Source organism: Arthrobacter sp. 01T428, from assembly GCF_056398685.1.
The window spans coordinates 298,875-325,179 of record NZ_JBFTPW010000001.1 but is presented as its reverse complement, the minus strand read 5'-3'; the positions used below and the strand labels follow the sequence as shown (position 1 = coordinate 325,179).

The window sequence follows — 26,305 nt, the reverse complement described above, 5'->3', positions numbered from 1 at the left end:
CGGCCGCATTCGTCGCGGCTTGCACAACAGGCTAGTTGCCTTGGTACCGCCCGAGGAAGTCCGCCATGCGTCCAATCGCTTCTTCAATGTCCTTGACGTTCGGCAAGGTCACCATGCGGAAGTGGTCAGGCCGCACCCAGTTGAAGGCGCGTCCGTGTGAGACGAGAATTTTTTGTTCTTTGAGCAGGTCGAGGACGAATTTCTCGTCGTCGCGGATGTGATAGACCTCGGGGTCCAACTTCGGGAACAGATAGAGGGCACCCCTGGCCTGTTGTGTGCTGACACCGGGGATGGCGTTGAGCAGATCGTAGGCCTTGTTCCGCTGTTCGAGGAGCCTGCCGCCGGGCAAGATGAGATCGTTGATGCTTTGGTGGCCACCGAGGGCGGTCTGGATGGCATGCTGGGCCGGCACGTTGGCGCAAAGGCGCATGTTGGCCAGCAGGTTGATGCCCTCGAGGTAGTCTGCGGCGTCTTTCTTGGGGCCGGAGATAGCCATCCAGCCGGCGCGGTAGCCACATACCCGGTAGGCCTTGGACAATCCGCTGAACGTCAGGCAGAGGACATCGTCGCCGGTGAGTCCGGCAAGATTCACGTGGACAGCGTCTTCGTAGAGGATCTTCTCGTAGATCTCGTCGGCGAACACAACGAGTCCATGCTTTTCAGCGAGGGCTACGATCTTCTTGAGGGTTTCCTCCGGGTACACGGCACCCGTGGGGTTGTTGGGGTTGATGACCACGATGCCCTTGGTTTGAGGCGTGATCTTCGATTCCATGTCCTCGAGGTCCGGCTGCCAGCCCGATTCCTCGTCGCACAGATAGTGGACCGGACGGCCGCCGGCAAGTGCCACCGAGGCGGTCCAGAGCGGGTAGTCGGGAGTGGGAATGAGGATCTCATCCCCCACCTCCAGCAAGGCCATGAGGGACATGGTGATGAGCTCGCTGACGCCGTTGCCAAGGTAGATGTCGTCAACGTGGATGTTTTGAATGCCGCGGGTCTGGTAGTACTGCGAGACGGCGGTACGGGCCGAGAAAATTCCGCGCGAATCGCTGTATCCCTGGGCATGCGGCAGGTGGCGGATCATGTCCACCAAGATCGCGTCCGGCGCTTCAAATCCGAACGGTGCCGGGTTTCCGATATTCAGTTTGAGGATGCGGTGACCCTCTGCCTCCATCTGCTGGGCGGCCTGAAGAATCGGTCCACGGATGTCGTAAAGGACATTATGAAGCTTGGTGGACTGCTTGAATTCTGCCATTCATCAAATATGCCACACCGGGGATGTACTTCCGTTGAGACATCACTCACATTGGGGACGACGGCGGCGAGGCCCACACCAGGGTTCCTCGCCGCCGTCGTCCTTAGCCGGGGCCTCCGCCGCCGGGCACTGCTTGGGAAAGCTACTTCACGATCCCTTTGTCCTTGAGCCAAGCGGCTGCAGCGTCCTTTGGATTCTGCTTTTGGTTGCCACTGACCGCGCGGTTCAGGTTGATGAGGTCGTCCGTGGTGAGGATCTTCGAAACGTTGTTGAGGGCTGCCTTCGCCTTGTCCGTCATCTTGGCCATGTTGTACAGCGGGAGGACCTGCTGGGCCTTGAAGTTGTTCTTGGGATCATCCAGGACCACCAGCGCGTTGTCCTGGATGGACGGCGTGGTGGTGTAGATGTCGGCAACCTGGACATCATTGGTCAGCAGGGCCTGCAGCGTGAGGTTCCCGCCGCCGTCGCTGAACGGCTTCAGGCCCTTGAGCACGCAGTTGTAGTTGGCTTTGAGGCCAGGGAACCCGTAGGCGCGGGTCTCAAAGGTTGCCGGTGCTGCCATCGTGAGGTCCCCACAGACCTTGGCGAGGTCCTCGATGGACTTGAGCTGGTACTTCTCCGCCGTGGCCTTCGTGACAACCATGGCGTCCTTGTCCTCAGCCTTGGCGGGATCGAGCACTCCCAAGCCCTGCGGAAGCTTCCCGGGCAGCGCCTTGTAGACATCATCGGCCGATACCTGCGTGGCGTTCGTGTCCAGGTAGGACAACAGGTTTCCGGAGTAGTCAGGGGCGAGATCGATCGAACCGTCCTGTACGGCCTTGAAGTAGATCTCGCGGGATCCGATATTGGGCTTTGTCGTAGCGGTAACGCCGGCGGCGTTCAGTGCTCCGGCGTAGATTTCGGCGATGACCTGGCTCTCGGGGAAATCTGCCGAGCCCACCGTGAGCGAGCCGCCGGCCCCGGAGGGGGCGTTGGTGGACGGGCTGGACAGCGGGCTGCCGCCACATGCGCTGAGTGCAAGGGCAATGCCGACTCCGGCCGCCAGGCCGCCGAGCCCGCGGCGGGTCAGGGTGACGGGTTGCTTCATGCGGTACCTCCTTGAACGGCAGCCCCCGCCGGTGCGGCGGCTGCGAGATCTCCGGCGGCCTTGTGGCCGCCGCTGGAATCGATGGAAAGTCCGGGCGGGAGGAGGATCCTCTGCGCCACGGCCAGAACGAGGTCGACGGCGATTGCCAACGCCGCGATGAGCAGTGACCCGCCGAGCATGCGGGGGAAGTCCTGAAGGACCAATCCGTCAAAAAGATAACGCCCCAGGCCGCCCAGCGGAAGGTATGCCACCACGGAAACCGTCGCGATGACCTGAAGGACCGCCGTGCGGATGCCGCCGAACATGACCTGGAGTCCGTTGGGCAGCTCTACCCGGAACAAGATCTGCAGTTCCGTCATGCCCATGGCCCGGGCCCCGTCAACCACCGTTGGATCCACGCTGGAAATCCCGGCGTAGGTCCCGGCCAAGAGCGGTGGCACTGTCAAGATGACGAGGGCCCAAACCGGGGGCATGAGTCCGCTTCCAGCCAACAGGGCAAAGAGGACAAGCAGGCCGAGGGTCGGAAGTGCCCGCAAGGCCCCGGCGAACGCGACGGCGACCACGCGTCCGTGTCCCGTGTGGCCGATGAAGAGGCCCACCGGCACGGCGATCGCCGCGGCAATTACGAGGACCAGCCCGGAGTACTGCAGGTGTTCCAAGAGCCTTGTGGCGATTCCGCCGCTTCCTGACCAGTGGACCGGATCCGTGAGCCAAGCGAGGGTGTCAACGAAGATGTTGCTCATCGGGCGGCCTCCCCGTGGATCTCGGCATCCGCGATGAACTGCGCCGCTTTACTGTCGGCTTTGCCATCCTGTCTGGTGGTTGCGGCGCTCGCCCGCGTCCAGGGGGTCAGCAGTTTCTCGAGCAGGACCAGGAACGTGTCCATGACGAGGGCAAGCAGGAGAATCGCGATGATGCCGATCACCACCTCAGTGACGAACGCCCGCTGCAGCCCGTCGGTGAACAGCATTCCCAGGTTCCCGACGCCTAGAAGCGCGGCGACGCTGACGAGGGAGATATTGCTGACGGACACCACGCGCAGGCCAGCAAAAAGCACAGGCAAGGAAAGCGGAAGGTCGATCTGGAGGAACCGTGCGGTCGGCTTGAATCCCATGGACACTGCCGCCATGCGGAGGTCGTCGTCCACGGAGTCGAAGGCGTCCATGGCAGCCCGCACGAGCAGGGCAACGGCGTACATGGTGAGGGCAACCACCACGTTGAGTGGATCCAGGATCCGGGTTCCGAGGATCGGCGGCAGGATGATGAAAAGCGCCAATGAGGGAATGGTGTACAGCAGGGAACTTGCTGTAGTGACCACGGTCCTGAGGGTACGGTTCCGGCGGGCCAGTTGCCCCAAGGGCACCGCAATGAGCAGACCCAGAACCATGGGAATCAAAGCCAGGACAAGGTGCTCGCCAGCCCGTTCGAAGACCATGCCGCTGTTCGCCAGGAACCATTCCATCAGGGGGCGTCCTCCCGGTTGTGCCGGGTCTGTTCGATGAGCGCCAGCACTTCATCGGCTTTGAGGACGCCCTCGAGCCGCCCGTCGTCGTCCACCACCACGCCAAGGCCGGAAGGCGAGGACAACGCGGCATCCAGCGCCCTGCGGAGCGTGTCTCCGCGCCGGAACAAGGACCCACCGGGAATCAGCCCGGCGCGGTCGCGTGGTGAAGCCCATCCCATAGGCCGGGAGTCGCCGTCGAGCACCAGCGCCCATTCGGTGCTGCCCGCGGCAACGTGCGGGGCTTCCACGGTCTTGACCGGATGCACCGGAACAGCATCGGCGCCGTTGAAGGAAAGGTGCCGGAATCCCCTGTCACGGCCAACGAACGAGGCCACGAAGTCATTGGCGGGTGCCCGGAGGATCTCTTCGGGTGCCGCGTATTGCGCCAGTTTGCCCCCGACGGCGAAAACGGCCACTTTGTCGCCGAGCACGGTGGCCTCATCGATGTCATGGGTGACGAAAACAATCGTCTTGGCCAGTTCGCGCTGGAGCCGGAGGAGTTCCTGCTGAAGTTCGTCGCGGACCACCGGGTCCACCGCGCTGAAGGGCTCGTCCATGAGCAGCACGGGCGGGTCGGCTGCGAGCGCTCGCGCCACGCCGACGCGCTGCTGCTGGCCGCCGGACAATTGGGACGGGTACCGCTTGCCGAGCACGGAAGCCAGCCCGACGACGTCGAGCAGTTCTTCCGCGCGTTTGCGGGCTGCCGCCCTGGAAACGCCGTTGAGCCGCGGAACGGTGGCAATGTTGTCCAGCACCGAGCGGTGCGGCATGAGTCCTGAGGACTGCATGACGTAACCCATGGAGCGGCGCAACTGGGCGGCAGGTTCGTTCGAGACATCCTTGCCGGCCACGGTGATGGTGCCCGAGGTGGGCTCTACCATGCGGTTGATCATCCGCAGGGACGTGGTCTTTCCGCAGCCCGAGGGTCCGACGAACACGGTGATGGCACCCTTGTCGATGGACATGCTCAATCCATCAACAGCGGGTTGTCCGCCCTGATACTGCTTGGTGACGCTCTGGAACTCAATCATGGCTTCAGCCATTCCGGGGCTTACCTAACTTTTTGGGCCGCAAATATCAACGATGGAACTCAATCAACAGCGAACTGATGTTCTACAGCCTAACCAGCACCACCGACGATGTCAGTGCAGGCGCGAAGACCGTAATGAATCGGCAATGCTCAGGGCGTCTGCAGTTTTCCGTTGAGGGGACGCTCACTGAGCAGGCGGAGGCCGATGTCCACCAGTGACACCCGGTTCAGTCCGGGAACCTTGCCCAGTGGCACCCAGGCGGCGTGGGTAGTGCTGCCGTCAATCTCGTGGGTCAATTCGCCGCCCGTGATGCTTGCCTCGTAGACCAGCCGGATTGCCTGGAAATCACGGCCTGATCCGTCCAGCCGCTCCTCACCCGGCCAGTGGCCGACGTCGATGCCGAGCATCGCTCCGATGTCGGCGTCGTATCCGGTTTCCTCCTGGATCTCGCGGCGGCAACCGTCGACTGGATGCTCCCCCAAATCCAGGCCTCCCCCGGGGAGGGTCCAGCCTTCCTTGCCGTCTTGCTTCCAATAGGCGAGAAGGATCGCTCCGTCGCGGATGACCACTCCGTACGCGGCCGGGCGGGTGTCGAACTGCATGCTCATGGAGCCAGCCTAGGCCTAAGCTGGAGGGAACACTGTTCAGCACATGGAGTTGTATTGTGACCAACTTGGAAACGGCCCCGTCCCAGGAAGTCTGCCCGGCCGGACATCCCGGGCAAGGACCTTTTGTACAGCTCTGGCCGGCCCGCGAGGTTCCCCTCGGCGGCGTCCGGGCCATGAACGTCTCGCGCACCCTCCCCCAACGCGGAATGCCGACGGTTGGAGCCTGGTGCTTCCTGGACAGCTTCGGCCCGGACCGCATCGCGATGAGCGTCCTTCCCCACCCGCACATGGGACTTCAGACGGTCACGTGGCCCCTCCAGGGCGAGGTGCGGCATCGCGACAGCGTCGGAAGCGACGTGCTGGTCCGTCCCGGGCAGTTGAACATCATGACGGCCGGTCGCGGCATTTCGCATTCCGAGTTCGGTGTCCCGCCGGCAGGACTCGACCCGGACGCGCCCGACGGCGGCGACCTCCTGCCGCTGTCCCGGGGCCTTCAGTTGTGGGTTGCTTTGCCCGACGCCGTGAGGCACCGTGCGCCGTCGTTCCAGCAGATCGTCGACCTGCCGGTGGTCGTGGCGGACGGTTTCAGGGCCACTGTTCTCGTGGGAGAGTTCGCCGGACAGCGCTCCCCCGCGGTCATGTTCAGCCCGATTGTCGGCGTGGAAGTCTCAGCCTCGGGCGCCGTCGAGTTGCCTCTGAATCCCGATTTCGAGCATGCGGTGCTGGTCCTGGACGGTTCCGCGATGATCGACGGCCAGGAAGTCGACCCCGGCCCCTTGGCATTCCTCGGCATGGGCCGGGAATCGCTCCGCCTCGACGCAGCCCCGGGAACCCGCTTCATGCTCCTGGGCGGTGAACCCTTCGAAGAGGACATCCTGATGTGGTGGAACTTCGTGGGCCGGACGCACGAGGAAGTGGCGCAGGCCCGCGAAGATTGGGAAGCCCAGGCGCTCCTGAGCGACGAGGACGCCCGTAATGCGCGCTTCGGTTGGATCCATGGCCACGGGCCCGACGCCGGAGCGGAAGCCGGGCGCATCCCCGCACCGCCTATGCCAGGGGTCCAGCTCAAGCCGAGGTCCCGGAACAGGGCTACTGACTAACGGTCCCGGCTAGGGCAGCTCTGCGACAATCCGCAGCACACCGAAAACCGGTTCCTGGTCTAGGACCCGGACATCGGTGATCCCGTGTGCGGCCAGTCCCGCCCGGAAAGCGGACTGTAAAGGCTCCACGTTCATGCCGAGCCCGCCGCCAAGAATCACCGGTCCGGGAAGGCCGAGTTGCCGGACGGCTTGCGCCGCGAGTTCCGCGAGATCCCGTCCTGCCTGGTCCAGGAGTTGGCGGCTGATCTCGAGGCCTTCCCGCGCGGTCTCGACTACGGCGCTTGCGCGCTGGGCCCAGTACCGCCGGTCGGTGTCCTCCGAGTGGAACAGCGCGATGAGTTTGTTGGGATCGTCCACCCCGCAGGATTCCAGGAGGGCCGCTGTGAGGCCATCCGGTTCCAGCCCTTTGTTCATGCGCCGGAGGCTGTGGCGCACCGCCTCCCTACCCAGCCAGTATCCGCTGCCTTCATCGCCCAGGAGAAAGCCCCAGCCCCCGGCACGGGCTTCTTCCCCCTCGGCATTCTTGCCCCAGGCCGCGGATCCGGTTCCGGCAATGACAGCCACTCCCGTGCTGGCCCGGCCTGCCGCCAGTAGCAGCCGGGAATCGTGGACCACCGTGACCTGCGCCCCTGGAACATGGGGTTCGATCAGCTCGGCGAGGGCGCGGGCATCGGCGTCGGTGTCGATTCCGCCTGCCCCGGCAAGGACCCGGTCCACGTCGCCGCCGCCGATCATGGCGAAGAGCTCTGCGAGATTCCTGGCCGCCGTCTCGCGGCTCACGTTCTGGACGTTCGAGCTGCCGGTGCTTTCGTCGCGGACCGGTTTGCCGTCTTCGAACCGGACACCGCGGGTCTTGGTGCCGCCGATGTCGAGCCCGATGACCGTTGCGTCGGGCCGGGGGGTTTTGTTCTCTGCAGTCTCCACGTCCAAAAGCCTAGCGCGGGGGCAACGGGTGGTCCTATTGGGTTCCGGATCGCGCTTTGACGAGGCCTGCGAGCAGCCCAGGCCCTTCGGAAAGCACGAGTTCGCGGAAGAGCCTGACGGGGTCCGGTTCCTTGCGCCGTTCGCGCCAGGCAATGCCTATCTCCCGGTATGCGAGCTCCGAGTCGAGCGATACCTCCACCCACCCCAGGTCCGTGGAATCAAGGACACCTTGTGGTCCAGGCCCGAGTCCTCCCGGCGGCAGGATGCTGTAGCCCAGCCCGGCCGACACGAGTCCTCGGATGGTATGCGAGTCCTGGCTCTCGAAAGCGATCCTCGGGCGGAAGCCCGCGTCCCGGAAGATCGCGTCGGTTAGCGAGCGCAGGCCGAAACCGGGTCCCATGGAAACGAACGGCTCATGCTTGAGCTCGGCGAGCCGCACGCTGGGCCGCCGGGCCAACTGATGGCGGTGATGGACCACTAGCCGCAACGGCTCGCGGTACAGAGAAGCCGAGCCGAGGTTCCTGCCCGGAGCCGCCACGGGTGCCGTCAAGGCGAAGTCGGCGTCACCGGCGATGAGCGATTCAAGGCAGGCGGCACGGGCTCCTTGGCTGAGCTCGAAAGCCGTGAAAGGGTGCCGGCTCCGGAATGCGCTCATGAGCAGCGGCAACGTGGCCTCGCCGAATGTGTGTTGGAAGCTCACCGCGATTCTGCCGCGGACAACATCGGATTCGTGCCGGACCACATCCAGCCCCGCCTGGAATTCCGCGAGCGCCGCTTCGATATAGGGAAGCAGCGTCTTAGCGGCCTGGGTCAGCCGGACTCCGCGGCCTTCACGGACAAGGAGCTCGGTCCCGACGACGGCGCTTGCCCGGGCCAGCGCCCGGCTCACCGTCGATTGGGGTACTCCGAGCAACTCGGCCGTCTCCGTGACATGTTCCGTCCGGCCAAGCTCAGCCAGCAGGGGGAGCAACGGCAGCAGTTGGACCAGTTGCTTGTGTTCGATGTCCATGCTTGTCCACCCTCAGATCGACCTCTTCAAAACCATCCATGTCCGCTATCAATATTAAGCGAATCATGCATTGGAGTCATCACTGATGCTCGCCCTACTGTGGAGGGGTGAGTACAAACGCAGCCGCCAAGAGCCCCGCAGAGACCGATTGGGAAGGCCATCTGAAGGGCTCCACCGCTTACCGGCGTATCCTCGCCGGCCTGGCCCTCGCCGGCGTGGCCACCTTCGCGCAGCTGTACTCCACCCAGGCCGTCTTGCCGCTCATGGCAAATGAGCTGCACATCACGGCGGCCGAGGCTGCGCTCACGATTTCCTTGGCCACGGTGGGCCTAGCGGCAACGGTATTGCCGTGGTCCTTCGTCGCCGACAAGATCGGCCGCGTGCGTGCCATGGCCATCGGAATCGCGGCGGCCACCGTCTTGGGCCTGCTCGTCCCCCTGGCCCCCACCTTTCCGCTTGTCCTCGCTTTGCGGGCGCTGGAGGGCATGGCCCTCGGCGGTATCCCGGCGATCGCCATCGCGTACTTGAATGAAGAAGTCAACAAAGTGCACGCTGCGCTCGCTGCCGGCAGCTACGTCGCCGGAACCACCCTCGGCGGTCTTGCCGGCCGCTTGCTCGCGGGACCCATCGGTGAATTGTGGGGTTGGCGGGCCGCCGCCTTCGCGGTCTCCATCCTGGCGACGGCGTCGGCCGCCCTCTTTCTGCTGCTGGTCCCGAAGCCACGCCGCTTCACCCCACGCTCGGCCGGAGGTTTCCGCGGCGCCATGAAGACGTTGGCGGACCATTCCGCTAATCCGCGGCTGCTGGCCCTATACATTCAAGCGTTCCTCTTGATGGGCGGCTTCGTGGCCGTCTACAACTACCTCGGCTTCCGCCTCCATGCCGCGCCCTTCGGACTGCCCGCCACCGTGGTCAGCCTGATTTTCCTGGCCTACTTGTCCGGAACCGTGAGCTCCCGCTGGGGAGCCGGACTGTCCATGAGATTCGGCCGCCGCACGGTCATGCTCGCCGGGATCGCGACAATGACGGCCGGACTGGGACTCACCCTGTGGGACAACCTCGCCGCGGTTCTGGCTGGCTTGGTGGTCTTTACCGGCGGCTTTTTCGCCGCGCACAGCATCGGAGCAGGCTGGACCGGGACCATCGCGACGAGCGGCCGCGCGCAAGCAGCGTCGTTGTATAACCTCTCCTACTACCTGGGGTCCAGCATTATTGGCTGGGCCGGCGGACTCGCCTTCCAGGCTTTCGGGTGGACCGCACTCGCCTGGACGGTCATCGCCTTGGGATGCACGACGGCGGTGATCACCGCCGTCGTGCACCGATCCCCGGCGCCGCAGCTCGCCGTCGTCGGCTCCTTGAACCCGGCCGGACGGGGAAAGTAGCGGGCCCTACCGGGTGGACTCGAGGGCCTGGACCAGGTCGTCGATGATGTCGGCGGGATCTTCCAAGCCGATGGAAAGCCTGAGCATGCGCGCCTGGGGCTTGGCCTCCGGGGCAACCGGGCGGTGGGTCAATCCGGCGGGGTGTTGGATCAGCGTGTCGATGCCGCCCAGCGATACCGCGTGGGTGATGAGGCGGACAGCGCCCGGAATGCGCTCCGCATGCTCGGCCGACTCGAGATCGAAGGAGATCAACGAGCCCGGACCACTCATCTGCGTGCCGACCAGGTGCAGTGGATCGCACTCGGGAAGCCCCGGGTAGTACACCTTGGCCACGAGTTCGTGACTCGCGAGCGCCGCCGCGATCTTGTGGGCGTGGTCCTGTTGGGCACGCACCCGGATGGGAAGTGTCGCCAGGCCGCGGTGCAACAGGTAGGCGGGCCAAGGAGTCAGGATGCCGCCCGTCACGGCACGGACCCGGCGCAGCCGCGTGGCCCACTCCGCACTGGTTGCCACCACGCCGCCCATGGCATCGCCGTGGCCGCCCAGGAATTTCGTGGCACTGTGGAGCACCATCGCGACGCCGTGCTTGAGCGGTTGCTGGAGGATCGGCGTCGCGAACGTGTTGTCCACGAGCACCGGAACGTCTGCGGCGTCGGCCACCAGGCGGTTCAGGTCCACAAGATCCAGGCTCGGGTTGGCCGGGGTTTCCACCACCACCAGGCCGGTGTCCGGACGAAGGGCATCCCGCACGCCGTCGGCCTTGACGAAGGTGACCTGGTTACCCAGCAGGCCGCTGGCCAGGACGTGGTCCGTGCCGCCATAGAGTGGCCGCACCGCAACCACGTGCGTCTTGCCTTCTGATTGGGCGGCGAGCAGCACGGCGCTGAACGCAGCCATCCCCGAGGCAAAACCGACAGCTTGCGCAGCGCCCTCGAGCGCCGCTACGCCGTCTTCGAACCTGGCTACCGTAGGATTCCAGAGACGTTGGTACACCGTGCTCTGACCGTCGAGGGGCACGCCGCCCGTGGCCATCTGCTCGTAGGCGAGGCCGCCGTCGTGGACAGAAGGCAAAGGCGCAGTGGTTGAAAGGTCGATGGGAACGGCATGCACGCCCTGCTCCGTGAGTCCCGTCCGGCCGGCGTGGACTGCGAGTGTATCGATGGCTGTCACTGCTCTCCTTGAATTATTCACCGTTGAATTCGGTCAGTATCTGGCAATAATTCGGAGATTGACAGTGCAAATGAATGGATTGAGTGGAAACTGGCACCTATGATGAATAGACAGCAATTTCAGGAGGATCCGTGACCATCACCCCGAAGAACGTTCGGCCCGTCGGCACCAGCGAGCCATTGGATGCGATCGATGAGCGCATCCTGGCGGCTTTGGTCGACGATGCCCGGATCTCCAACAAGCAGCTGGCCGAACTCGTCGGAATTGCTCCGTCGACGGCGCTCATGCGTACGAGGTCACTCTCCGAACGCGGCATTATCGAGGGTTTCGAAGCAGTCCTCAGCCTCCCGGCGATCGGCCGATCGGTGCAGGCCTTGATCGCCGTGCGCCTTCGCGCGCATGACCGCGACCAGATCGACCGCTTCACGGCCCGGGTCCCCGCCCTCCCTGCAGTGATCTCCACGTTCCACACCTCCGGCTCCGTGGACTACCTGCTGCATATCGCGGTCGCCAACACCGACGACCTCCGCGACTGGGTCCTGGACAACCTCGCCACCGACCCCGTGGTGGGCCACACCGAGACCACTTTGGTCTTCGCCCACATCCAGGGCAACCACGGGCCGCTGCCGGAATAACGGCTGACTTGGACGCGGCTTGGATTAGACCCGCTTAGCGGCGTGGCTCGAGTCCCGAGTGGGCCGCCGCGATAGCGTCCTGGCGCAAGTCGCCGAGTTCCTGCCGGCGCCTCAACGCCGCTTGCTGCACCGCCAGCTCGAGCGGAGGAATGTAGCGCCTGCGCTCGGCCCACGAGACAAGCCCGGATCCGATTCCGGCGGCTGCCGATTCCAACATGGAGGGCCGGCGGTAGGTGCCGCATGATGCGGTGGCTGTGCTCATGACTCTTTCCCTTCGGTGCCTGCTGCGTGCGACTTCGCATCGCGGGACTTCTTGTCTCCGGCCCACGCCGGGACTCCCAGGATCGGGAATGCGTTGAAATGGATCTGCACGGGGCGGGCGTCGTCCGCCTCGGGTTCGCTCCGGATTTCCTCCAGGAGATTGCGGGCGAAGGCTTCCATGGAGCGGGCGTAGCGGCCAAGCTGCTCCGCTGACATCCGGGCGTTGGCTGTGTTGACGATGGCCGCGTCGAGCCATTCTTCGTCCAACGAGTCCATGCCGTGTGCCATGAAGTCGGCGAGGACAGCCTGCCTGCTGCGTTCGAACTCGCGGGTTACCAGCCGCGATGCCTCCTGTGTTGCCGGCGAATGTGCCAACTCGGGCGAAGTGATCTGAATGGCTCCCCTGGGCCGCTCCCACCACCGCTCCCGCGCTGTCCCCTTGCCCTGGACTTCATGGACGAAGTCGAACTTGGCGAGTTGCCGCAAGTGGTAGCTCGTAGCGCCGCTGGATTCATCGAGGAGTTCGGCCAGGCTGCAGGCGGTCTGTGGCCCATACCGGGACAGCATCTCAAGGATCTGAACCCGCAACGGGTGCGCGAGCGCTTTGAGGGATGCCGTGTCGACCTTGCGAACGGGGAATTCCGGCTCTTGAACCTTGTCCATGCCGGAAACGCTACTCTTGCAAAGAAACCTTTGCAAGAGTTTCTTTGCAAATCAATCTTTGCGAACTTAGTTCGCAGTCAGAACCGCCGGTCAGCCCCTGCGGAGCACCCTGCGGAGGGATGCAGCAGCGAGCACCGTAGCTGCCAACCCGCACACCACAGTGAAATAGCTGGCGGCCGCGCCTAGTCCGATCACCGAGGCAGCCAAGCCCAAGCCGATGACCGGCACCGCGCTGCCAAGGTAGGTGATGACGTACACGGTGCTGATGATCTGGGCATGCCGGGACGCCTCGACTTTGCTGGCAACGTCGTTGAACACCAAGCGGAAGGCGATCCCCTGCCCCACCCCGGCGGACAGGCTCGCTGCCACCAGCAGAATCGGACTGGACAGCGATGCCGCCGCGCCGACCAGCACAATGGAAATTCCCAGGACCATCAGGCCAGCGGGCACGGCGAACCTGCCGCGGACCGTCAGCAGCTGGCTGAGCGCGGACGCTGCGAGCGTCAAGCCGGCGAGCAGCCCGGTCATGGGGCGGGAATCGGCGTGCACCACGACGGCGAAATAGCCGGGCGCGAGCGAAAGGCAGAATCCGAACACGGCAAAGCTGAGGAATCCCACGCTCGAGGCCAGCCAAAACGCTCCCCTAGCTTCCCGGGAAACCGAGGGCCGTCGCGGGGCGAGCGCCATGTACGGACGCGGGCCCTCCGCAGGCCGAATCGCCGGACGCGCCTTGAGAAGCCACAACGGGACGAGCAAGAGGAGCAGGACGGCCGCGTGAATGAAGAACGGCGTTGAGGTTGCACCCGGGAGAAGCGAAAGCAGTCCGCCGATGGCAGGACCGGCAGCCACCCCTCCGGAGGATGACAGCAAGGTGAAGCGGGAAGCCCACTCGGGCCGGGACGGAAGCAATTCACGCAAAGCGGCCGAGCTCGCTCCGGTGGCGAGGCCCACGGCAATACCCTGGAGCATGCGGCCCGCTGAGAGCATCAAGAGGTTGTCTGCGTTGGCGAAAACCAAGCCGCCCACCAAGCCCACGAGGACGGCAAGCACCAGCGCTGCACGCCTGCCGATATGGTCGGACCAGTGGCCGGCAAGCATCAGCACAGCCACGAGCGCCAGGACGTAGCTTGCAAAGGCAATCGTCACACCCAGCGACGTGATTCCCAGTTCCGACTGAAGCAGCGGATACAGGGGGCTCGCCAAGTTGGCACCGACCAGCAGTGTGAACATGACGGCGCCGGCCAGGACAAGCCGCGCCGTGGTGGAAGCATCCCAGCCCCAGCGCCCGGCGGTGGCCTGGCGCATGCGCAGTTCGCTAAAGACAGTCATTTCCGTGCCTTCGCCTCAGCGGCCATCGCGGTACCCGGCCTTGCGCGCCTGGACTGGACGGCCCAAAATATTTGATGGCAACAGGATGTCGCAAGCCTGCCAGATAGATCAGATGTCCATGAAAGAATTGATCAAAATCTTCAAAATTGATGTCCATAGATGACCACAAATGAGCCGGAGTGATGATTTGAACACCCTCGATCCGACGGACCTGAAAATCCTGCTGGAGCTGATCCGTGATCCCAGGGTTCAGATCGGTGAACTCAGCGAGTCCCTGGGGATTGCGCGCAACACCGCCCAATCGAGGATGCGCCGCCTTGTCCGCTCGGGCGTATTGAACGACGGCGGCCGCGAGGTCGACCTCGAAAAGGTGGGGTACGACGTCGTCGGCTTCGTGACGCTGGAGGTGACCCACAGGGAACTCGACGGCGTGATCGGAGCCCTGCGCCGCATCCCCCAGGTCCTCGAGGTGCACGAAATTTCCGGGCGGGGCGATCTCTTATGCCGGGTGGTGGCCACCGACACGCACAACCTGCAAACCGCGCTCCGCTCCATCCTCAGAACCAAGGGCGTCATCCGCACGGAAACGGTGCTTGCCCTGCACACCCATATCCCCTACCGGACAGAGCCGCTCATCGGCAGGCTCGTGGATGCCGCTGAGACGGCCGACGCCGCGAAACGGGTCAAAGCACAGGTTTCCACTGATTCGCCGGTCAGGGAAGCCGACTAGGATTCCAGAATGGATTGGCTCTCTTCTCTTCAGCACCTCAACTGGCTGGCGATACTCCTGGCCTTCGTTTCCAGCATGGTCATCGGATTTGTCTGGTACATGCCGGCGGTCTTCGGCAGACGGTGGATGCAGGCCATTGGCAAGACCGAGGAAGACCTCAAGAAGATCGACGGCGGCGCAGGAATCTGGATCCCCCTGATGGTGGCCGCAGCCCTCACGAGCATCGTGTTGGCCGTCCTGATCGGCAAGCTGGGCGTGCAAGGAAGCTTGCACGCTGGTTTCTTTGCGCTGGTGATTGCGGTGGTATTCCGAGTCGGCGGCCACGTCATCCACAACGGTTTCGCGGGCAGGCCGTCCGCCGTGACCCTCATCGACTCCGGCCATGACATCGTGGCCATGACTGCCGCCGGGGCAATCATCGGGGCGTTGCAGTAGAGGAGGAGAATAACCTCGTGACCATCATTGACAATGCCGTCTATGTGAACGGCATCCGGACCGCGACTCCGGGAAGCCTCGAGCAAAGCGTCGAAACACTGGCCGCGCACGGCGGAATGGTGTGGATTGGACTGTACCGGCCGGACGAGACGGAAATGGCGGCCGTGGCTGCCGAATTCGGCCTCCACCTGCTCGCCGTCGAGGACGCCGTCAACGCCCACCAGCGGCCCAAGCTGGAACGCTACGACAACAACCTCTTCACCGTCCTGCGGCCTGCGAGATACGTGGACGCTACCGAGACCGTGGAGTTCGGTGAACTTCACATCTTCACGGGGAGGAACTTCGTGGTCACGGTCCGGCATGCGGAAACACCCGGGGTGGCCAAAGTCCGTAGGGATCTGGAACAACAACCGGAGCTTCTGCGGCATGGCCCCGAAGCCGTCCTGTACGCACTGCTGGACCGAGTGGTGGACGACTACGGCCCCGTGATCTCGGGCCTGGAAAACGACATTGACGAGATCGAGGACCAGCTCTTCGGTGGCGATCCCCTGGTTTCGCGGCGCATCTATGAACTCGCCCGCGAAGTCATTCAGTTCCAGCGCGCAATCAACCCGCTCCCCGAAATGATGGCCTCCCTGAAGCGCGGGTTCGAGAAATACGGAGTAGACATCGAGCTACAGCGCAAACTCCGCGATGTGGAAGACCACGTCGAGCAGGTAATTTCGCGGGCAAACGGGTTCCGCGACCTGCTCCAAAACGCCCTGACCCTCGACGGGACCCTCACCGCGAACCGGCAAAACGAAGCGAGTGCGGCACAAAACGAACAAACCAAGAAGATCTCCTCCTGGGCCGCGATCTTCTTTGCACCGGCGTTCGTCACCGGGCTCTACGGAATGAACTTCGACGTTATGCCTGAACTCCATTGGCCGCTCGGCTATCCCATGGCACTCGGCATGATGGTTCTCGCGGGCTTTGTCATGTATGTCATCTTCAAGCGGAAGAACTGGCTCTAGTGGTTCCCGGACAGGAGGGCTTCAGCAGGGGCAAGATCATTACTCCCGGAACGCCCGCGCAACTGGGAGCCTTCGGTTTGTTCCATCCGGCGAAGTCACAGGAGCGGATCCTCACCCCCACGGCGCAACGGCTCACCGTCAAGGCGGCCGACGATGTGCTCTGGGCCAGTTTCGCGGAGTTGTGCGGCGGCCCCATGTCGACAGCGGACTACATGGCTTTGGCTAAGGACTACGGAACGTGGGTGATCGACGGCGTACCCTCGCCGACGGCCGGATCGGTAGCCGGGTCCGCCTCGGCCTGGCAACGCCTCAGCGATCTGGTTGATGTCCTGTACGAGCAGGACATCACTCTGTTCCTGGTGGGCCACGGCCCCTTGGACTGGGATGTGGCCGGCGGCTTGGCGCACCGGACGAGTGCCGGGCCCGTTGACGGGGCCAAGATCGCGAGCCGCCTGTCGCTCCTGGGCCGAGTGGAGGCCACGGAGCCTTTTGAAGAAGTAGAGGCCGGGGGCAGCTGAAGGCTGGCTCGCTGGGGGCGGCATCCGCCCCCCTCCCGAGCCTAAGCCCAGGAGGGGTGGCGGGGCCGGAGCTGGACCCTAGACGCGTGACCTGCCGCGGATGAAGTGGAAAATCAGGACGATCACAGCAACAACCAGAAGCAGGTGAATGAGCCCGCCGCCGATGTTGCCAATAAAGCCGAGAAGCCAGAGAACGGCGATAACGATGGCTATCCAAAGCAACATGAGAGTCTCCCTTGTTTGGTTGCGTGCCCTGGCCGGCGGCCGAGGCATTCATTGGTAAGTATACTTATCAATGGGGGTGAGTGGGTGGTTCAGTGCGGTTTTTCCATCTGGAAGCCACACCGGCACGCGGAAATATTGGAGCAAACTTGTCCGGTTGAGCGTTAGTGGATTGGGATCTCGGCAGAGGCTAGCTTGCACGGAGGCCGAGCGCATCGAGGGTGGCAACAGCCGTCGTCGGGCCTCCGCAGTCACGGCCGTCCGGATACGTAGGCGTGGGCTTGAGCCTCACATGGCTCATGCCGATCGACCAGCCGGAGGTGTTGGTGCCCGACGTCGTGAGATCGAGCGGGTGGTCGTTGATGCCGGCCTCGATACGAACGTCGATGCTTCCATCCGCCATGCGCAAGGACACCGATTGAGGCGCCCCGGGCGAGTTCGGCAGGGGAATGGGACCGGGTGTAAGCGGCGTCAAGGCATTGACGGAAAAGCTGTGGCACGCGCCGTCCTGGCACAGCTCTATGACGAGCGCGGCGAGATTCGCCGCGCGCTCCGCGGTGACGTGCAAGCTTACCAACGAGATGTAGCCGACGGCCGGGCACACGCTGGCCGATCCACATGACAGGAGCAGGGGCGCCCAGATGGCGAGTGCGCCAAGAACCGCACAGACGCGACCTGCTGGACCGAAGCGACGCATCGGGACCCCCTTACCGGAATCATGGTACGTCTGTCAGTGAGCGACACCAGGTCGCATGCTCATCCATTCGGCCCGAAGGATCGAAAATACCTCCTTGTCGTACCGCCTGCCGTCGTAGACCCAGCTACTGCGAAGGACACCGTCGGAACGCATCCCCAGCCGCTGCGCGACGGCTACGCTGCGGTCGTTGTCGGTGCGGCAGCGCCATTCGACGCGGGACATCCCCCGCTCTAGGAAGGCCCATTCCATGAGCAGTTCGACCGAGCGGGTGATGAGGCCCCCTCCGACAGCACCGGGTTCGAGCCAGCAGCCAATTTCGCAAATGCCCCAGGCGGAGTCGAACGTCACAAACATCACGCCTCCGACGATCCTGCCGTCGTTCCAGAGCCCATAGATGCGCGCCCCATCGTTCGCTGTGGCTGTGGCGTAACGCTGAAGCGTAGCGCGGGCACCCTCGACGGTCTCGGTGACAAAGGTCGGCCCGACCCACGGCCGGATATGGTCCCGTGCCCTGCTCATGTGCTCGGCAAAATCACGGGCGTGCCATGTCTCGAGAGGCTTCAAGACGACGCCGTCTCGCACTACTGTTTCGAACATAGTTTCTCCAGAGGGTTTTCCCAGGCTTTGCTTGCCACTGGGGGATTTCTCGGACGTGTGCGCCTCAGAACAATAAGACCAGCCCGACGCCGGCCGCCGCGGCTCCGACGCATGCCGCCATGGTGCCCACTCCGTTGAGGAGGGCCAATCCAGTCCGGCCGCTCTGGACAAGCCTGACGGTCTCCAAGCTTGCCGTGCTGAAGGTCGTGTATCCGCCGAGGAATCCGGTGCCGAGAATCAACTGAAGGGATTCAGGAGCCGGATGTGACATGACCAGCCCAGCCAGGATCCCCATGAGCAGCGATCCGGAGAAGTTGATGAAGATCGTGCCCAACGGCAGCGCAGTCCGGGCCCAGGAACGGACCACCCCATCCACCACGAAACGCGCGGCCGCCCCTGCGCCGCCCGCGAGCGCCATCAAAAGGAGGGTCATTTCAAGGCCTTCTGACCCTGTTGGGTGGACCGGTGCCGGAGCGCCCCAAGCCAAATACCCAGGGTTGTGGCCGCGACACCGCCCAACAGGCTGGCTGCCAGGTACCACATGGCGTCCATCCCGCGTCCTGCTCCGAAGAGATGCACCGAGTCCAGCGCCAAGGTGCTGTAGGTGGTGTAGGCCCCTAGGAAACCACTACCGATGCCCAAGCGGGCAATCCGGCGGAGGCCGGCGTCGGGCCCGCTCCGGGCGAGTGCTTCGAGGAGCCAGCCAAGCGCGAGCGCACCGGACAGATTGATAAGCAGGGTGGGAAGCGGCCACGCCCCTGGCGCCGGAAGGGCCATGCCGAAACCGTAGCGGCTCAAAGCCCCGAGGATTCCGCCGGCCGCGACGAGCAGAACGAACCGCCCGTGAAGATGGAGCGGGCGGTGCGGTTGCCGGTCCGGTTGCGCCGCCTGGGTTTTGGCTCCGTGCGGCGCGGTGCTGCTTTCCTTCATTGATCCCTGCTTGGGTCGTGACGGCCCAAGGGAACCATGAGCACTGGGCAGTTTTGGCGATGTGCCAGATGCAAGGCTACCGATCCGGTGACTAGTCCTTCAAACCTCGGACCGAGGCCATGTTCCTTGGTTCCCACGACGATCATGGAAGCGTTGATACTCGCTGCATAACGGCCTAGCGACCGGGCAGGCTCGCCGGCGAGCGTCACGAAGGTCCACTGCACACCCGTTCCGTCGAGTTGATCCGCGATGCGGGACCGGAGGGACTCGGTGATGGCCGCGGCGTCGTCGTCGATGCCGTCGGGGTCGATCGCTTGGGCTGTGAGATGCCCGTCCCGGTCCCCTGCCGCCGGAAAGCTCGTGACATCGGCGAAGGCCAGGACCAAGTGCAATCCGGCACTGAGCGCTACTTCGGCGGCTTTCTCAACTACCGCGACCGGCTGGTGCGGGAGCACGCCTGCCAGCACCGGCCCTGTCAAGCGGGCCGGGCTGCCCTTGTCCAGCGGCATATCCTCGCCACGCGGGTTGCTCATGGGCCCTCCAAATGTCCGGATGGTCAGGATGCGGGTTCCTCATCTTGCTCCAGTATGGACTTCTACGACTGGCGTTGTCCCAAGCGCTACGCGAGAATGTCGATATGTGCGGTCGGTTCAGTGTCGGTTTCGAAGCAGACTATCTCTCGAGGAAGCTCGGTGCCGTGCTGCGCGGTGATACCGACTATCCCTCGCCAACGCTCCAGATCAACCCGACTGACCCCGTGGTCTTTCTGCGGGGACGCGCCGGGGACGATTCGCTCGGACGCGAGCTCGCGGCCGGGCGCTGGGGCTTGGTTCCGACCTTCTCCAAGTCCTTCGATTCGAAGGTACCCACGTGGAATGCACGCTCGGAAACAGCTGGGTCAATCCCCGCGTTCAGGGCTTCCCTGCCGAAGTGGCGGGCGGTCGTCCCTGCCTCTGCCTACTACGAGTGGAAGAAGTCGGGCCCCGGCCGCAAGGATCCCAAGCAGCGCTACATCGTCGAGCCACAGGACGAGCTGATTACCTTCGCCGGATTGTTTGCGCCATGGCGCGACGAGAGCATCGAGGACAAGTCCGCACCCGGCGCGTGGCGTTTGTCCTGCTCGATCCTGACCATGGATTCCCCTCCCGAAGGCGTTCACGAAAGACTGCACAATCTGCATGACCGGATCCCGGTGCCGATCTCCGCGGACATGATCGACGATTGGATCGACCCCAAGGAAACCAGGGGCCAGGCCCTGTTGGACGCCGTGCTGGGCGAGGCGTATGGCTTGGCGTCGGCATGGACGATGAGGCCCGTGGAACTCATGGACGACAACACCAAGCTGGTGGACGTCGCAAACCCGGCTGCCTGACTCAACGCTCTCTGCGCTCAACGCTCGTAGCGCAGCTCGGCCCTCACGTCCGTGTCCTTTAGCCACGTCATTCTGGTGGCCGATCCGAAGGGATTCGGCCACCACTGCACCAGGACCTTGCCCTCCGACGTCCGGGTGACCATGGCCGGAACATATTGGAGGTACTTCGGCCAAACGAGCTTGGCGATCACGGGCACCCTTGAGACGGTTGACAGCGGTTCCGTTTGGCGCGGAGGCGGGGCGCCGACTGAATTCAACGGCGCGGGATATTCGGGCTGGTCAGGCATGCCCGAATACTACTGCGAGGCCTCGACAATATGGAGGTTGTTCCCGGCCGTGCGGCGGCCACTCCCCCTGCTTCGGGGAAGTGGCCGCCACTCGCTGGAACCGCGCTAAAGCCGGGTGTCGAACGAATCGCAGAACACGTTCTCATTGAACGTTCCCTGGAATTCGGACTTCCCCTGGATTTTCTGGATCGTAGCCCGGATGGCCTCGCGGGTCCCTGCATGGGCGTTGATGGCCGTCTTGACCATTGGCACATCGATCAAGTGGTTCGGCTGGTTCAGGGAGACGAACACCGTGGGAACTTCCGTGACGTACCAAGGGATTTCCGCCGCCATGGGACTGGACCACTTGATACGGATCGCAGCCTCTTGGGCAAAACCCTTGACATTGGCAAAGACGAACGCGGCATCGTACTTTTCCGCGTAGTCACCCGTGGCCTCGTCCGAGATGACGGTCATGAAGTTCACGCCCGACTCCCCCGCAGCTTCGCGTTGCTCCGCCGTCTTGAAGAGGTGGACCTCGAAACCGGCGATTTCAAGTTCTTCCTTGACCGTATCCAGGTAGGCCAACGGATCTGCCCGGGTGAAATCGGAACCGCCGGAGATCCCGTATAGGCGGATGCGCTTATGCGTTTCCGGTGTGATCGGCAGGTTGCCGGCAGTGTCCTTGATCAACGTGACGGTCTTGTCGGCGATTTCGGCGGCGACGGCGAGGTGCGCCTCGCTGCCGATCAGCCGCAGGGCCTCAGGCGACGGCGTCAGTTCTTCCGGCAGTTTCTTGTGCAGCCCCAGGCTGGCCTTCAACCCCAAAATCCGGCGCAGCGCGTCATGCAGGCGCTGATCGCTGACCACGCCTGATTTGTAGCCGTCCAACATGTACTGGAAGTCCTCCGCCGGGTTGCGGAAGAACAGGAACATGTCGCACCCGGCGGCGATGGTGGCCGGGACCAGGTCCTTGCGCTTCTTGGCCTGGGTGAGGCCGACCATTTGGGATGCATCGGTGAGGATCAGTCCGTTGAAGCCGAGTTCGCCACGGAGCAAGTCCTGGAGAAGCTCCGGAGCGAGGGTGGCGGGCAGGATGTCCCTGTCTTCCGTCCCCGGACGGAAATGCCGCGTGAGCTCTGGCGCCCCGATGTGTCCGACCATGATCGACTGGATCCCGTGGCCGATCATTTCCCGGTAAACGTGCCCGTAGCTGGAATTCCACTCCGCGTACCCGAGCGTGTTGTACGAAGTGACCACGTGCTGGTCGCGTTCGTCCACGCCGTCGCCCGGGAAATGCTTGATGGCACAGACAGTGGCCGATTCGCTGATGCCGTCGAAGTACTCCTTGGCGCGCTCCACGACGATGTCCGGAGTGTTGCCGAACGCCCGGGTTGAGATGACCGTATTGCGCCAGTTGTAGTGGATGTCCACGATCGGCGCGAAGGCCCAGTTGCAGCCCAAAGCCGCGGTTTCCACACCGGCCACCTGGCCCATTTTCCGCGCGATGGACTTGTCCGGGTGTGAACCGGCCTGAAGGTGGGTCGACACGAAAGTTCCGTCGTCGCAGCTTCCTGCTCCGCCCATTTCCGGGTTGGAGGCCACCAAAAGCGGGATGCGCGTTTTGGATTGGGCATAACGGATGTGCTGCTGGACAGCGGCGGACGGACCCGGCCTGTACCGCATTCCGCCAACGTGATAGTTCTCCAGCACACCGTCGAGGTACTCCGGGGAGTAATCGTTGTTGTGGTTGATGAAGAGCTGCCCGATTTTTTCCTCAAGGCTCATGCCACGGATGGTGGCATCCACCCACGCAACAGCCTCGTCGTCGAGGTTGAACGGCGCCGACTGGAGGTCGACGTCAAACTGCCGCGCCGGAGTGCCCGCGATACCGGCGCTGCCGGCCGCCGGAGCTTTGGAACCCGCGACGGCGGCAATCCCCGCCAACGCCTCCGAGACCACCTCGCTGACCGGTGCGGCGATGTCGACGACGAACCCGGCCTCGTCGGCGTCGAGCGGTTCCAGGGTGGCGAGCTGCGAATCAAGGAGGGCGGGCGGCATGAAGTGGCCGGAACGCCCTTCTGTCCGTTCCCTGAGAACCTCTTTGCTGCCGTGCAGGTGCAGGAAAACGGTGTCCGGGGCTTTCTCGCGGATGGCGTCCCGATAGCTGCGCCGGAGGGCGGAGCACGCGAGAACCAGCCCGCCGTTGCCGGCGTTGGCGAGTTCGGTGCCCACGGTCGCGAGCCAGGGCCAGCGGTCCTCATCAGTCAGGGGCGTGCCCGCAGCCATCTTGGCAACGTTTTCCACCGGGTGGAGCGAATCGCCGTCGAGAAACGGAACTCCCAGCGCCCGGGCGACGAGGTCTCCGATGGTGGTCTTGCCGCAACCGGAGACGCCCATCACCACGATGCGCCGCGGCTGTTCCGCGGCTGCGCCGGGGTCGCCAGCCACGGCGATGTTCCTACCAGTCATGGACGGTGCCGTCCACGAGGCGGTTGTAGGGCAGGTAGGCCTGCTGGTACGGGAAGGAGTTGGCGGCTTCTTCGTTGAATTCGACGCCGAGGCCCGGCTCGTCGCCGGGGTGCAGGTAGCCGTCGGTGAAGGTCATGGACTGCTCGAAGACCGTGTTGGTCTTGTCCGAGTGCTGCATGTATTCCTGGATGCCGTAGTTGTGGATGGCCAGGCCCACGTGAAGCTGTGCGGCGAAACCGACCGGCGAAATGTCAGTGGGGCCGTGGAAACCGGACTTGATCTGGTACTGCGCGGCGAAGTCCATGACCTTCTTCAGCGGCGAGATCCCGCCGAAGTGCGTTGACGCGGCCCGGACGTAGTCGATCAGCTGTTCCTTGATGAGGGTCTGGAAGTCAAAGACAGTGTTGAAGATTTCACCGATGGCCAGCGGCGTGGTGGTGTGCTGGCGGACCAGGCGCAGCCCTTCCTGGTTTTCGGCCGGGGTGCAGTCTTCGAGCCAGAACAGGTCGTACGGTTCCAGGGCCTTGCCGAGCTTGGCGGCCTGGATGGGGGTCATGCGGTGGTGGCCATCGTGCAGGAGCGGGATTTCCGGGCCGAATTCGTTGCGCACCGCTTCGAAGACGGTGGGCAGGTGGCGCAGGTAGGCGCGGGTGTCCCAGTCTTCTTCCTGCGGAAACGCACCGCGGCCGGCTGGCTCGTAGTCGTAGCGCTCGCCCGAGGCCTGAGCCTGCGCGGCCACACCGTAGACGGCTTTGATGCCCGGGATCGCGGTTTGGATACGGATCGACTTGTAACCGAGTTCCAGGTGCTCGCGGACCGAGTCGAACAAGGAAGGGATGTCCGCGCCCGAGGCGTGCCCGTACGCGCGAAGCCCATTGCGAGAGGCGCCGCCCAGGAGCTGGTACACCGGCAGTCCGGCCACCTTGCCCTTGATGTCCCACAGGGCCATGTCGACGGCGGCGATAGCGGCCATGGTAACCGGGCCGCGGCGCCAGTACGAAGAGCGGTACAGGAACTGCCAGGTGTCCTCGATACGGTGCGGGTCTTTGCCGATCAGCAGCTGCGCGACGTGTTCCTTCAAGTACGCGGCCACTGCGAGTTCACGGCCGTTCAGGGTCGCGTCGCCGATGCCGGTCACGCCGTCCTCGGTAGTGATCCGCAAGGTCACGAAGTTCCGGGTGGGGCTGGTCACGAAGACTTCAGCGGCAATGATTTTCACAGCTGGTCCTTTCAGGGTTGCTGATCGAGGGCTGGCCTGGCCCGGATGCGACGAGCACCACAGGGCGGGTAAAGACGATCTTAGGATGGATGACAATAATTGGCAACCGGTTGCAGTATTATTTCGTGGAGATTTTTTCTGGCCCGGCGGTTTCCCGAGCGGTTTCCCCGGCCGTCGACGAGGCAAGTTCCGAGGCTGCCCGCTCGACGGGAGTCGCGGACTCGGCCTCCGCGCCAAATGGCTCTGAGCCGGATGCTTCCAGGGCGCGACGGGCCTTGATTTCGCCCAGGATCTGGGCATGGAACGCGTCGGTCAACTTGTACTTGGCCATAACGACGATCGCGAGGACGGTCATGATGGCGGGCAGCGCACCTGCGGCAAACTGGATGGCTTGCAGGGACTCGGCGCTGTGCGTGGTCCCGGACTTATAACCGCCGGCAGCGAGAGCATATGCGGCAAGGGCGCCGCCGACGGCTTGGCCCGTCTTACGGGTGAAGGAGAACAGTGCGTAGGTGATGCCTTCAGTCCGGACACCGGTTTTCCATTCGCCGTACTCCACAGTGTCTGCTTCCAAGGCCCACACCACGATGTTGACGGCCATCACGCCAAGCATGCTCAGGAGCAGACCCGCGAATCCAACCCAGACGAGGGTGGCCGGAGCGAAGAAGACGATTGCGCCGCCGATGATAGCGAGGAAACCGGCAGCCACGTAGATGGTCTTCTTGCCGAAGTTTCGGACCAACCTCGGCATGAGCGGAGCGAGGGCAAAGGTCACCACAAGCTGGACGATGGAGAGGACAGCGTAAAGATCCAGCCTGCCGAGGACGTCGCGCAAGTAGTACAGCTGCACCGAAGACAGTGCCATGTAGCCGGTCAGGAAGAGGAAGGAGCTGAGGCACAGCATGAGCAGGGGACGGTTTGTCTTGAGCGTCGCCATGCTTTGCTTGAAGGAAACTTTGGGTACCGCACGGTGCACCCGCTCCTTGGCGGTCAGGAACGTGAAGAAGTACAGAGCCGCGCCGATCGCGACGAAGGCCAGAGTAATGATGGTGAACGTGGACTGCAGGTTGGCGCCGGGCTTGATCAGCGGAGCTACGAAGATGCCCAACGCGGAACTGACCAAAAGGGCGCCGACCATGCGGGCGGATCCGAGCTTGGCTCGCTCCCCCGGCTCCTGGGTCATCGCGCCCGCTAGCGAACCGTACGGGATGTTGACCAGCGAGTAGGCCAGGCCCAGCGCCGCATATGTCACGTAGGCATAGAGCAACATCCCTGTTTCGCCGACCTGTGGAATGGAGAAGGCCGCGACACTCAAAAGCAGCAATGGGATGGAGCCGAACATGATGAACGGGCGGAATTTTCCGAAGCGCTTGCTATAGGCGCGGTCAACCAATCGTCCGGCGAAGACATCGGCGAAAGCGTCGAAGATCCTGACCGTAAGCAACAGGGTGCCGGCGGCCGCCGCGGATATGCCAGCGACGTCGGTGTAGTAGACAAGCAGGAACATGGTGGCGGTAGTGAAGGCAAGGTTGTTGGCGGCGTCGCCAGCCCCATAGCCTAGGATGCTGAGTTTGCTGAGCTTATTCATTGCGGGCTCCTTTACCCTTGCCGGTACCCCATGCCCCGGCTTGCGATGATGGAAAAGCTTCGGCCGACTAGGCCAGAAATTGTTGAAGCTTGATGTAATTCTAATCACCCTGGCAATCATTCGGCAAGCGGTTGCCAAATGTTTCCATAGAAACTTCCAACTTCTGGGCACATTCAAGATGTGAGCGAGCGATGCCGAAAAGGCCGTCAAAGATGAGCGAGCGTCAGGGGAAAGTGCCACATATCCGAGCGAGCGTCAGTTCCGGCGAACGCCCGCTCACATATGACCCGT

30 protein-coding genes are annotated in these 26,305 nt (G+C 63.7%); 8 read left to right on the top strand and 22 right to left on the bottom strand.

What is annotated here, in order from left to right:
• Positions 1-31 precede the first annotated feature (31 nt).
• The 6 genes from AC1DJB_RS01570 to AC1DJB_RS01545 all read right to left on the bottom strand — a co-directional run bounded on the left by AC1DJB_RS01570 (position 32) and on the right by AC1DJB_RS01545 (position 5,482).
• The gene (locus tag AC1DJB_RS01570; protein ID WP_059387460.1) at positions 32-1,252 is read right to left on the bottom strand and encodes a pyridoxal phosphate-dependent aminotransferase; all 1,221 of its coding nucleotides are present in this window, start codon (positions 1,250-1,252) and stop codon (positions 32-34) included.
• A 142-nt stretch (positions 1,253-1,394) separates the two neighbouring features.
• Positions 1,395-2,339: an ABC transporter substrate-binding protein gene (locus tag AC1DJB_RS01565; RefSeq protein ID WP_284991392.1), complete on the bottom strand. Its 945-nt coding sequence runs from the start codon at positions 2,337-2,339 to the stop codon at positions 1,395-1,397.
• On the bottom strand, positions 2,336-3,082 hold the full coding sequence (locus tag AC1DJB_RS01560) for an ABC transporter permease (protein ID WP_284991390.1): 747 nt from the start codon (positions 3,080-3,082) through the stop codon (positions 2,336-2,338). Before AC1DJB_RS01560 ends, AC1DJB_RS01565 begins: the two co-directional genes overlap by 4 nt.
• The gene (locus AC1DJB_RS01555) at positions 3,079-3,801 is read right to left on the bottom strand and encodes an ABC transporter permease (RefSeq protein WP_284991389.1); all 723 of its coding nucleotides are present in this window, start codon (positions 3,799-3,801) and stop codon (positions 3,079-3,081) included. Before AC1DJB_RS01555 ends, AC1DJB_RS01560 begins: the two co-directional genes overlap by 4 nt.
• Positions 3,801-4,886 (bottom strand): ABC transporter ATP-binding protein, encoded by a 1,086-nt coding sequence (locus AC1DJB_RS01550; protein ID WP_332601989.1) that lies wholly within the window; start codon positions 4,884-4,886, stop codon positions 3,801-3,803. The genes AC1DJB_RS01555 and AC1DJB_RS01550 overlap by 1 nt, the downstream gene beginning before the upstream one ends.
• Before the next feature lie 137 nt (positions 4,887-5,023).
• Positions 5,024-5,482 (bottom strand): NUDIX hydrolase, encoded by a 459-nt coding sequence (locus AC1DJB_RS01545; RefSeq protein WP_059387458.1) that lies wholly within the window; start codon positions 5,480-5,482, stop codon positions 5,024-5,026.
• Between the two features lie 56 nt (positions 5,483-5,538).
• Between AC1DJB_RS01545 and AC1DJB_RS01540 the strand changes: the two genes are divergently transcribed.
• The gene (locus AC1DJB_RS01540; RefSeq protein ID WP_441432539.1) at positions 5,539-6,582 is read left to right on the top strand and encodes a pirin family protein; all 1,044 of its coding nucleotides are present in this window, start codon (positions 5,539-5,541) and stop codon (positions 6,580-6,582) included.
• A 9-nt stretch (positions 6,583-6,591) separates the two neighbouring features.
• On the opposite strand, the gene AC1DJB_RS01535 is transcribed toward AC1DJB_RS01540, so the two are convergent.
• Positions 6,592-7,506: an N-acetylglucosamine kinase gene (locus tag AC1DJB_RS01535; RefSeq protein WP_441432540.1), complete on the bottom strand. Its 915-nt coding sequence runs from the start codon at positions 7,504-7,506 to the stop codon at positions 6,592-6,594.
• 34 nt (positions 7,507-7,540) lie between these two features.
• Positions 7,541-8,515, bottom strand: a complete 975-nt coding sequence (locus AC1DJB_RS01530; protein WP_332601992.1) for a LysR substrate-binding domain-containing protein — start codon at positions 8,513-8,515, stop codon at positions 7,541-7,543.
• Positions 8,516-8,622: 107 nt separating this feature from the next.
• Here AC1DJB_RS01530 and AC1DJB_RS01525 point away from each other — a divergent pair, with 107 nt between their 5' ends.
• Complete coding sequence (locus AC1DJB_RS01525; protein WP_284991380.1) at positions 8,623-9,897, top strand: MFS transporter; 1,275 nt, start codon at positions 8,623-8,625, stop codon at positions 9,895-9,897.
• A gap of 6 nt (positions 9,898-9,903) precedes the next feature.
• Here the strand turns inward: AC1DJB_RS01525 and AC1DJB_RS01520 are convergent, their stop codons facing one another.
• Positions 9,904-11,067, bottom strand: a complete 1,164-nt coding sequence (locus AC1DJB_RS01520) for a trans-sulfuration enzyme family protein (RefSeq protein ID WP_284991379.1) — start codon at positions 11,065-11,067, stop codon at positions 9,904-9,906.
• 131 nt (positions 11,068-11,198) lie between these two features.
• Here AC1DJB_RS01520 and AC1DJB_RS01515 point away from each other — a divergent pair, with 131 nt between their 5' ends.
• A complete protein-coding gene (locus AC1DJB_RS01515; RefSeq protein ID WP_059387454.1) occupies positions 11,199-11,702 on the top strand; it encodes an Lrp/AsnC family transcriptional regulator in 504 nt (167 codons plus the stop codon).
• Positions 11,703-11,736: 34 nt separating this feature from the next.
• On the opposite strand, the gene AC1DJB_RS01510 is transcribed toward AC1DJB_RS01515, so the two are convergent.
• From AC1DJB_RS01510 to AC1DJB_RS01500, 3 genes are all read right to left on the bottom strand, one after another.
• On the bottom strand, positions 11,737-11,964 hold the full coding sequence (locus tag AC1DJB_RS01510; protein ID WP_306958920.1) for a 2-nitropropane dioxygenase: 228 nt from the start codon (positions 11,962-11,964) through the stop codon (positions 11,737-11,739).
• Positions 11,961-12,626: an ArsR/SmtB family transcription factor gene (locus tag AC1DJB_RS01505; RefSeq protein WP_059387452.1), complete on the bottom strand. Its 666-nt coding sequence runs from the start codon at positions 12,624-12,626 to the stop codon at positions 11,961-11,963. The genes AC1DJB_RS01510 and AC1DJB_RS01505 overlap by 4 nt, the downstream gene beginning before the upstream one ends.
• Before the next feature lie 90 nt (positions 12,627-12,716).
• The gene (locus AC1DJB_RS01500; RefSeq protein ID WP_332601995.1) at positions 12,717-13,955 is read right to left on the bottom strand and encodes an MFS transporter; all 1,239 of its coding nucleotides are present in this window, start codon (positions 13,953-13,955) and stop codon (positions 12,717-12,719) included.
• 169 nt (positions 13,956-14,124) lie between these two features.
• On the opposite strand from AC1DJB_RS01500, the gene AC1DJB_RS01495 reads away from it, so the two are divergent.
• The 4 genes from AC1DJB_RS01495 to zapE are packed head-to-tail and all read left to right on the top strand — an operon-like array spanning position 14,125 to position 16,651.
• Entirely contained in the window at positions 14,125-14,685 is a 561-nt protein-coding gene (locus AC1DJB_RS01495; RefSeq protein WP_059387451.1) for an Lrp/AsnC family transcriptional regulator, read from the top strand.
• 9 nt (positions 14,686-14,694) lie between these two features.
• A complete protein-coding gene (locus tag AC1DJB_RS01490; RefSeq protein WP_059387450.1) occupies positions 14,695-15,120 on the top strand; it encodes a DUF1761 domain-containing protein in 426 nt (141 codons plus the stop codon).
• A gap of 17 nt (positions 15,121-15,137) precedes the next feature.
• Positions 15,138-16,133 carry a magnesium/cobalt transporter CorA gene (gene corA / locus AC1DJB_RS01485; protein ID WP_059387449.1) on the top strand — a complete coding sequence of 332 codons (996 nt, stop codon included), beginning with the start codon at positions 15,138-15,140 and terminating at the stop codon, positions 16,131-16,133.
• Entirely contained in the window at positions 16,133-16,651 is a 519-nt protein-coding gene (gene zapE / locus AC1DJB_RS01480) for an AFG1/ZapE family ATPase (RefSeq protein WP_284991373.1), read from the top strand. The genes corA and zapE overlap by 1 nt, the downstream gene beginning before the upstream one ends.
• 78 nt (positions 16,652-16,729) lie before the next feature.
• Here the strand turns inward: zapE and AC1DJB_RS01475 are convergent, their stop codons facing one another.
• The 6 genes from AC1DJB_RS01475 to AC1DJB_RS01450 all read right to left on the bottom strand — a co-directional run bounded on the left by AC1DJB_RS01475 (position 16,730) and on the right by AC1DJB_RS01450 (position 19,630).
• Positions 16,730-16,876 (bottom strand): lmo0937 family membrane protein, encoded by a 147-nt coding sequence (locus AC1DJB_RS01475; RefSeq protein ID WP_113990531.1) that lies wholly within the window; start codon positions 16,874-16,876, stop codon positions 16,730-16,732.
• A 187-nt stretch (positions 16,877-17,063) separates the two neighbouring features.
• A complete protein-coding gene (locus AC1DJB_RS01470) occupies positions 17,064-17,570 on the bottom strand; it encodes a hypothetical protein (protein ID WP_476909844.1) in 507 nt (168 codons plus the stop codon).
• Between the two features lie 33 nt (positions 17,571-17,603).
• A complete protein-coding gene (locus tag AC1DJB_RS01465; protein WP_307052542.1) occupies positions 17,604-18,167 on the bottom strand; it encodes a GNAT family N-acetyltransferase in 564 nt (187 codons plus the stop codon).
• Between the two features lie 64 nt (positions 18,168-18,231).
• Complete coding sequence (gene crcB / locus AC1DJB_RS01460; RefSeq protein ID WP_441432543.1) at positions 18,232-18,600, bottom strand: fluoride efflux transporter CrcB; 369 nt, start codon at positions 18,598-18,600, stop codon at positions 18,232-18,234.
• Positions 18,597-19,097, bottom strand: coding sequence for a fluoride efflux transporter FluC (locus tag AC1DJB_RS01455; protein ID WP_084784312.1), 501 nt, complete (start codon positions 19,095-19,097; stop codon positions 18,597-18,599). Before AC1DJB_RS01455 ends, crcB begins: the two co-directional genes overlap by 4 nt.
• Positions 19,094-19,630, bottom strand: a complete 537-nt coding sequence (locus AC1DJB_RS01450; protein ID WP_307052540.1) for a universal stress protein — start codon at positions 19,628-19,630, stop codon at positions 19,094-19,096. The genes AC1DJB_RS01455 and AC1DJB_RS01450 overlap by 4 nt, the downstream gene beginning before the upstream one ends.
• A 104-nt stretch (positions 19,631-19,734) precedes the next feature.
• Between AC1DJB_RS01450 and AC1DJB_RS01445 the strand changes: the two genes are divergently transcribed.
• Positions 19,735-20,469 (top strand): SOS response-associated peptidase, encoded by a 735-nt coding sequence (locus tag AC1DJB_RS01445; protein ID WP_441432544.1) that lies wholly within the window; start codon positions 19,735-19,737, stop codon positions 20,467-20,469.
• 17 nt (positions 20,470-20,486) lie between these two features.
• Here AC1DJB_RS01445 and AC1DJB_RS01440 read toward each other — a convergent pair whose 3' ends face one another.
• The 4 genes from AC1DJB_RS01440 to uidB form a co-directional block, all read right to left on the bottom strand.
• Entirely contained in the window at positions 20,487-20,756 is a 270-nt protein-coding gene (locus tag AC1DJB_RS01440; protein WP_148667388.1) for a hypothetical protein, read from the bottom strand.
• A 105-nt stretch (positions 20,757-20,861) separates the two neighbouring features.
• On the bottom strand, positions 20,862-23,207 hold the full coding sequence (locus AC1DJB_RS01435) for a gluconokinase, GntK/IdnK-type (RefSeq protein WP_306958926.1): 2,346 nt from the start codon (positions 23,205-23,207) through the stop codon (positions 20,862-20,864).
• Complete coding sequence (gene manD, locus AC1DJB_RS01430; protein ID WP_307052539.1) at positions 23,197-24,426, bottom strand: D-mannonate dehydratase ManD; 1,230 nt, start codon at positions 24,424-24,426, stop codon at positions 23,197-23,199. The genes AC1DJB_RS01435 and manD overlap by 11 nt, the downstream gene beginning before the upstream one ends.
• Before the next feature lie 118 nt (positions 24,427-24,544).
• Positions 24,545-26,014, bottom strand: coding sequence for a glucuronide transporter (uidB, locus tag AC1DJB_RS01425; RefSeq protein ID WP_059387442.1), 1,470 nt, complete (start codon positions 26,012-26,014; stop codon positions 24,545-24,547).
• Positions 26,015-26,305: the final 291 nt, after the last annotated feature.